This window comes from Bacteroides sp. CAG:633, from assembly GCF_000435115.1.
GTDB classification, from domain to species: domain Bacteria; phylum Bacteroidota; class Bacteroidia; order Bacteroidales; family Bacteroidaceae; genus Bacteroides; species Bacteroides ndongoniae.
This window is the reverse complement of sequence record NZ_FR882975.1, coordinates 1-7,807: the sequence shown is the minus strand read 5'-3', so window position 1 is coordinate 7,807 and position 7,807 is coordinate 1. Positions and strand designations below refer to the sequence as shown.

Sequence of the window (7,807 nt, the reverse complement as noted above, 5' to 3'; positions counted from 1 at the left end):
GTTCTCCTTCCTGGCCAGCCAGCATCCGGTACAGACGTTCGAACAACGAATCTTTCAGGTTGCGCAACCCAATGTCGCGCAGAGCCTCATCGCATACCTCCGACTGCTCGGACGACTGCAATATCACTGCCGGCAGCTGCTTGTGATCGCCTATCATGATGAATTTGCCGATAGCGTTTCCCCCCGACACGCTTCGCATGCACAGCAAGCCCAACAATTGCGGTTCCAGTATCTGTGTAGCCTCATCAATCAGTGCCACATCAAACGTTTTCAGACGGAAAAGTTCGGTACGGGAAGAAAGCGTAGCCACCGTTCCCACAAAAATACGGCAGCGGGCAATACGCTCCTGCACTGCCCGACGATTGACACAACTGTCCAACACGTTCTCCATCAGGTAGGGCCGGTAAGGCACTTCGCACGACAACTCGCTGCCCACCCGGATAAAATCGACCGCCGGAGCGATGGAAACCAGCATCTTGCAGATTTCGTCCACCGCCCGGTTGGTATAGGAGAGCAACAGAATCTGCTTCCCCTCTCCATGAAATGTCTCGACCATCCGACGCAAGGCACGCGAAGTCTTTCCCGTTCCCGGAGGCCCGACAAGCAAGAAATAGTCGCGTGCAGCCTTCGCCTTCAGGGCTACACGGGCAAAGTCGTCACCGGCAGCAGCGATAGCCCCATCCAGTGCACTGTCAAATCCGGGCATCCTCTGACCCAACAGCAGATCGCGCCTGTCCTGCGTAGCCGACAAGAATGCCGCCAGTCCCGCATACATACTGCGGAACGACGTATCCATATAATCGTGCTCGATGGCATAACGGCTGCTGGCAGGCAGCACACCGGCATTCTGCTGGGTAGAACGCAGACGCACGGTAATCGTATGATCGGTCATACATTCGATGTTTCCTTTGAACACCATCTTGTTTGTCACATTGTCCGTATCGGCATTCCGCTCGTACAGAACAATGACATCGCCCTGCCGGAAGTTGGGCAGCGCCTCTCCCCGCTCGGTCTCGGCCGAAGAGGGTGTCCGCAACTGAAAGCGCAAGAACGGCTTGTGTTCGTCGGAAGCATGGTTTTCAACAATGGTCAGGTCGTAAAGTATCTCTCCCGCCTCGCACTTCTCGGTCAGGGTCGAAAGCCACAACGACGAAGCTCCCGAGTGCCCCTGATAGTCTACATCGCCCGACTTGGAAGTATACAGTTCTTTGGTAATGAAGTTGTAAAGTGTATAGAAATAGCTTTGCTCCAGCGGCGACAGAGCACGTAACTTACCCGCCACGGCTTCAATCTGCGGATACAGGAAACGTTTCCACAGCGTATTGTCCAGTTGCCGTTCGTTCAGTGTGTCAGGACAGATGTCCTGCAGACGTTCGGCAGTGTAATGAGGACTGTTGCGCAGCTGAATGCCGTATTCGGTGGCAACAATACGGTTGCGCACATCCATCACCCTGCGTACCATCGCCCACGAAGAGCGGGCCGGATAAAGCATCGGATAACGGGTATAAAGCAGATATGCCCTGACCCGACGGTGGTCCATCCCCATCGAATACTCCAGTACCGCCTGATAAAGCAACATCTGCACCAGGTTGTTTTCTTTTGGTTCCACCTTACCGCGAATGCTGTACTCGTCCGCCTTACCCGACTTCATTTCGATAAAGGCCGACATGTCGCGCTGCATGTAGTCCAGACGTCCCTGCAAGCCCAGTGCCTCGCAGATGTACGAAGGTTCGAGCACGGCATCCGTCTTGTCCAGCGCATATCCCGAGGCCTGAAAAGTCTCGGTCACCGTTTTCCGGATGTTCTCGAAATGCAGCTGGCAGTCGGCAAAAAAAGCCTTTTCCTTCTCACGGTCGCGAAGGTCGGCACAGGCTGCCAGCTCCACGGCATACGACCGGAAAGCCTTCTTCATGCACGCCAGATAGTCGGGCGTGCCGTCAGCGTGAATCCATTCGTCGAGGAACAAATTGGCGATGTTTCCCAACAACAGCGGACGGGTATTGTCGGGCACCTGCAAGCGTGCCAGCATGTAGTTGGCCGGATGATGGCCGTAGTCGCGGAAACACTCGGCCAGCGAGCTGATGTCAATCAGATAGTCGGGTTCAAGGATGATGAAGGAAGGGGTCAGTACGCCGTCCTCGTCTATCCGTACGTCCAGCAGGTTCACCTGTGCGTTCCGCCACAGCAGCTGGCAGGTCTCGGCAAACTCTTCGTTGATTTGGGGCACATTGTAGCGCACCTTCAGAGGCTCGTCGGTCACCATATCGGTAGGGAGTACATACAGAAAATCATCATCGGCGTACTGAAAGCTGACACGCATCCGCCGCTTCTGCTCGCGGGCAGGAGGAGCTACGATATAGGTACTGTCGGCACGCGGCAAGGCATGGTACAACTGGGGAGGAATTTCCGTGCCATACAGCCGTTTGACAAAAAAGGCCAGCGTCTTGGCATCGCGCAACAGTTGGTCGCGCTGTGGCATGGCCTGCCGGTTCAGAATGGCATTGGAGGTCAACCGGAAAGTGTGCAGCCGGTTCTGCTCAACAACAGAAAGGCCGACTTTTGACGCCACAAAGTTGATACGGGCGGAAAGGTCGGTCATCTGCAAACTGCTGTCGGGCATCTGTGTGCGGCAAAGTTGCTCCAGCAACTCGCGCAACTGCCGATAGGCCATCTCCAACACTTCGTCGGATGCCTTCGTCACCTCCAGCAGTAAATCATAATATTCCCTTACATCGTTTTCCATGATGCAAAGGTAAGGAAAAAGCGCCTTATTTCTTCTGGTTTCTCGGCTTCTTATTTGCTTCGTTCATAGCCTCTGCCATTTCGTAAGCCGGAACATGGTGCTTATCTTTCGGCTTTTTCGGTTTTTTATTACCTGCAGCTCCCATATACTAAGACCTCCATATTAAAAAGTGAAACATAAAATTATCACCCGCCATCCTTGCAAAGAACATGCCAAAGCGTATCGATGACAGTTAAACTTTACTATGTCACTCTTTCTTCTCCCGTATCATCAGGATGCTTAACTCGTAAAGCAGATACAACGGCACGGCGACTACCGTCAGCGTGAAAGGATCGCCCGTAGGAGTAATGATGGCTGCGGCTATGACAATCAGCACAATGGCATGACGGCGGTATTTGCGCAGAAAATCCTTATGGACCACCCCCAGCAGCGAAAGCAGCCAGGTGACCAGGGGCAGTTCGAACGCCAACCCCATGCACAGCACCAGCATCATGAAATTGTCAATGTAGGAATTCAGCGATATCTGATTCTCGATAGCACTGCTCAGCTGATAGGTAGACAGGAAACGCAGCGTCAGCGGATAGACCATGAAATAGCCCAGCAACACCCCCACAAAGAACATTACCGTCCCGATGCCCAACGCCTTCCGCACGCCTTTCACCTCGTTCGGATAGAGGGCAGGACGAATAAAGCGCCACACCTCGTAGAACATATAGGGAGCGGCAGTCACTACCGACATCCAGAATGCCGTAGACATGTGGATGAAGAAAGGTGCCGCCAGATTGATATTGATCAGTTTGACGTGGAACTCCTGCGTGAAGAAGTCATCGTGCAGGTCCAGCTCCTGCCCGATCCAGCGCAGAAGGTCGTAGAAGACAAAGTCGTTGTGGCAGGGAGCCAGGATGACCCTGTCGAACAGATAAGGCATCGCAATAAAATAACCTACGGCCAGCACGAACCACACACCGAGCACACGAAACAGCACCCGACGCAGTTCGTCCAGATGATCCCAGAAAGTCAACTCCTTATCCGCCATACGCTATTCTACCGCTATCAGGGACAACTTCTCCCCTCATTTCTTCTCTGCCTTGTCCGCCGGTTCGTCTATTTCTTCTTTCGCCTTGTTGATTTCTTCCTTCGCTTCGTTGACTCCTTCCTTAAAGCTCTTCACGCCTTTGCCCAATCCGCGCATCAGTTCGGGAATTTTCTTTCCGCCAAACAACAGCAGAATCACCAGAAGAATGATTAACCACTCGGATCCGCTGGGCAAGAAGCCCAATAGCAATAAATTTGTCATATATTCACTTATTTATTTAATTCTGCTGCAAAAATAGCAAAAATTCCTTTGGCACCTTCCAAAACTTGCTTTTTAGCAAAAAGTCTACTTACTTCAGTCCTGATAGTACACACGCTTTACCCGGGTCGACACACTGGTCAGCACTTCGTAAGGAATGGTGTCGAGCGCATCGGACAGCACTGTGATAGGCAGATGGTCGCCGAAGATTTCCACCGTATCGCCTTCCTTGCAGTCAATGTCCGTCACGTCGATCATGCAGACGTCCATACAAATGTTACCCACATACGGAGCGCGCTGGCCGTTGACCAGGCAATAGGCGTGTCCGTTGCCCAAATGGCGGTTCAGGCCGTCGGCATAGCCGATGGGGATGGCTGCAATGCGCGAAGCACGGGTCAGGTGTCCCTTGCGGCTATACCCTACCGTATCTTCGGCCGGTACATCGCGGATTTGCAGGATGGTCGTCTTCAGCGTGCTTACATTATTAATAATGGAATTGTCGAACGGATCAATGCCATACAACCCTATGCCCAGGCGTACCATATCGAACTGCGCGCCGGGAAAACGCTCAATACCCGCCGAGTTGCAGATGTGACGAAGAATCTTGTGCGGGAAAGCTGCCTGAAGTTCGGCAGAAGCCTTCTCGAACGTTTCTATCTGATGACGGGTAAACGAATCGAACTGCGCACCGTCGCTGCCCACCAGATGCGAGAACACCGAACGGACAATCAGCGCATTCTGCTCCTTCAGCCGTTCAATCAGCCGGGGCATGTCGGCAGGGGCAAATCCCAGACGGTGCATACCGGTATCCAGCTTGATGTGGATGGGGAAGTTGGCTATACCTTCCTTCTCAGCCTCCTTTATCAGGGCATCCAGCAGGTGAAAACTGTAGACTTCGGGCTCAAGCGCATAGTCGAACATGGTTTTGAAAGCGGTCATTTCCGGATTCATGATCATGATGTTCGAGGTAATACCCGCCTTGCGCAAGTCGGAACCTTCGTCGGCCACAGCTACAGCCAGGTAGTCGACGTGGTGTTCCTGCAAGGTCTTGGCTATTTCGTACGACCCGGCACCATAGGCCGAGGCTTTCACCATGCAGACCATTTTCGTCTCAGGCTTCAGGAAACTGCGGTAATGATTCAAGTTGGCCACCATTGCTCCGAGGTTGACTTCCAGAATGGTTTCGTGCACCTTCTTCTCCAGCACTTCGGTCAGTGCGTCGAAGCCAAACTTCCGCGCTCCCTTTATCAGTATGATTTCATTTTCCAGACGGAGTTCGCGTTGGCCGACAGCCTTTATCAGCGATTGCGTATCGGGATAGAAAGCTTTTTCCACGTTAAAGCGGTCGGCCGACAAAGAGATGTCGTTTCCTACCCCGATGATGCGTTCAATGCCACGCCGGTTTACCAACTGGGCAACCTGCCTGTACAGCGTAGGCGTATTCTGTCCCGTCTCCAGTATGTCCGACAGGATAAGGGTTTTCTTCAGCGGTGTTCCTTTTTCCCCACCACTGACGGCGCAACGGCGGTCCAGAAAGTCGAGGGCGATGTCCAGCGAGCTCAAGTCGCTGTTGTAACTGTCGTTAATCAGCAGGCAACCGTTTTTACCTTCTTTCACCTCCAGACGCATGGCCACCGGCTCCAGCCTTGCCATACGCTCGGTAATCTGTTCGGCCGGAAGCATCAGGTACAGACAGGCAGCCAGACAGTTCAGCGAGTTCTCGATCGACGCATCGTCGATGAAAGGCAGCGTAAAGCTGTTATCCATATCCAGGTAACGGTAGGAAATCACTGTACAGTTGTCTTTCTTCTCAATCTTGCTGACGTATAGCGGACGCTCCATGTCCTTGCAACTCCAGGCTATCTCACGGGCCGACAGCATCGACTTGGCCACGCAGTTGCAGATAAACTCGTCATCACCATTGTATATCACTACATCGCAGTCCTTAAACAGGGTCAGCTTTTCCATGCACTTTTCCTGCAAAGAGAAGAAATTCTCCTGATGCGCCCCTCCGATATTGGTCAGGATACCGATGGTAGGCTTAATCATGTTCTGCAAGGCACGCATTTCGCCCGGTTCGGAAATACCGGCCTCGAAAATGGCCAGGTCGGCAGCCTCGTGCATCTGCCATACCGACAAAGGTACACCGATCTGCGAATTATAACTGCGCGGCGAACGCACAATGGCACGCTCGGGACTGAGCAACTGGTGCAGCCACTCCTTGACTACCGTCTTTCCGTTACTGCCCGTTATGCCTATCACCGGAATCTGGAAACGGTCGCGATGCACTTCTGCCAGCTTCTGAAGCGCCTTCAGCGTATTCGGAACCACCAGAAAATTACATCCCGCCAGTTTTTCGCTTTCGAGTTGCTGAAACTTCTCTTCGCTGACCACAAAATTGCGCACGCCCCGTGCATACAGTTCGGGAATGTAACGCGTACCGTCGTTCCGTTTGGTAGTAAGTGCAAAGAACAAGGTTTCTTCAGGAAAACTCAGCGAACGGCTGTCTGTCAACAGCCAGTCAATGGTGGCAGGCACGTCTCCTACGCGTCTGGCACCTGTCACCTCTGCTATATTTTCAATCGTGTATGACATATCTCTCTTTCATTTTTGAAGTCTAAGTACGGATATTTTCTGTTAAGTCGGTCTATTTTTAACACAATTTGTCCTAAAAAACGCTTATACTCTTCAGACTCGGGACGGAAAGGCTTATGTTGCAGCATCTTGCCGATATTTTCACTTTCTTCTATAATCTGTAACGTTTCCTTTGCAAAGCAGGCTTCCGAAAAACGTTGCCACACGTAGCCCACCGCCAGGTCGGACGGATGGACCAGATCGTCGGCATAGAAACGGTAATCGCGCAACTCGTCGTTCAGCAATTCGTAGGCCGGAAAATAGAAGATGCGCCCGGCAAACTGCTGTTGCAAAGCGTCGATGGCCAGCAGCAAGGTTGCCTTACTGAGCTGGTTGGCATGCAGGCCGTCGCGCACGTGGCGGATGGGACTGACCGTCAGAATCACCCGCAGCCCGGGACGCTGCTTCCACAAAGTTGTCAACAGGTCCGCATAGTCGTCCACAATCTCCTCCACCGACAGCCGGCGACGGCGGAAACAGCTTTCCGGCAGCTTGTGACAGTTGCCTACAATGCGCCCCGTCTGCCCGTCCTCGTACACCCACGAAGTGCCGAACGTCAGCAGTAGTACGTCGAGCGAAGACAGCCACTGGCGGGCGACAGACAGCCGGGCATTGATATTGTGCAATACTTCGTCCGGATCGGCAGCCGAAAAGTCGCTATGGTGCATGGGGCTGTGCCAGCAACCGCCTGCCCAAAACAAATCGTCTCCGGTATATTGCTTGCCGGAACCAATCTCACGCAAAGCGGCCGAGATGGAAAGCGGATTGTAAAGTACGCCATACGGATTGACTTCGCAAGCGAACTTGGCCTGCAACAGCCTTGCACCAATGTTCGAAGCAAAGCACGAACCCATCAGCATCAGGTGGTCCCGATGAGTCAGCCGGGGCCAGTCGGACGGTATCTCTACCGGAGTATACAAATTCATCATGTTCTATCTGACAAAAAACATAAACGGTGCAAAGATAGTGAAAGGTGAGAGCAGAGACAAATGGAAAACCAAAGTTTTCAATTTGACTATGCCGAACCGAATCCTATATTATGTAAAGATAGCGAAAGGTGAGAGCAGAGACAAATATTCCCCAGCCAGATTTACTCCCGCTCCTCTCTCCCCTCTCCTTGGGAGAGGGGCCGGGGG

The 7,807-nt window shown here is 52.7% G+C and carries 5 protein-coding genes and 1 pseudogene (1 of these 6 cut by a window edge); 1 reads left to right on the top strand and 5 read right to left on the bottom strand.

The features are described from left to right. From QVP67_RS01735 to QVP67_RS01715, 5 genes and pseudogenes are all read right to left on the bottom strand, one after another. Window positions 1-2,743: pseudogene (locus tag QVP67_RS01735) on the bottom strand (AAA domain-containing protein); it reaches 702 nt to the left of the window's first position. Between the two features lie 247 nt (window positions 2,744-2,990). Next, entirely contained in the window at window positions 2,991-3,779 is a 789-nt protein-coding gene (gene tatC, locus QVP67_RS01730) for a twin-arginine translocase subunit TatC (protein WP_022161839.1), read from the bottom strand. A 36-nt stretch (window positions 3,780-3,815) separates the two neighbouring features. Next, window positions 3,816-4,040, bottom strand: a complete 225-nt coding sequence (locus QVP67_RS01725; protein ID WP_022161838.1) for a Sec-independent protein translocase subunit TatA/TatB — start codon at window positions 4,038-4,040, stop codon at window positions 3,816-3,818. A gap of 93 nt (window positions 4,041-4,133) precedes the next feature. Continuing rightward, complete coding sequence (locus QVP67_RS01720; protein WP_022161837.1) at window positions 4,134-6,632, bottom strand: bifunctional UDP-N-acetylmuramoyl-tripeptide:D-alanyl-D-alanine ligase/alanine racemase; 2,499 nt, start codon at window positions 6,630-6,632, stop codon at window positions 4,134-4,136. After that, window positions 6,608-7,597 carry a GSCFA domain-containing protein gene (locus QVP67_RS01715; RefSeq protein WP_022161836.1) on the bottom strand — a complete coding sequence of 330 codons (990 nt, stop codon included), beginning with the start codon at window positions 7,595-7,597 and terminating at the stop codon, window positions 6,608-6,610. Before QVP67_RS01715 ends, QVP67_RS01720 begins: the two co-directional genes overlap by 25 nt. A gap of 1 nt (window position 7,598) precedes the next feature. Between QVP67_RS01715 and QVP67_RS01710 the strand changes: the two genes are divergently transcribed. After that, window positions 7,599-7,807, top strand: a 209-nt coding sequence (locus tag QVP67_RS01710) for a hypothetical protein (protein ID WP_288179783.1), incomplete at its 3' end; no start/stop codon positions are given.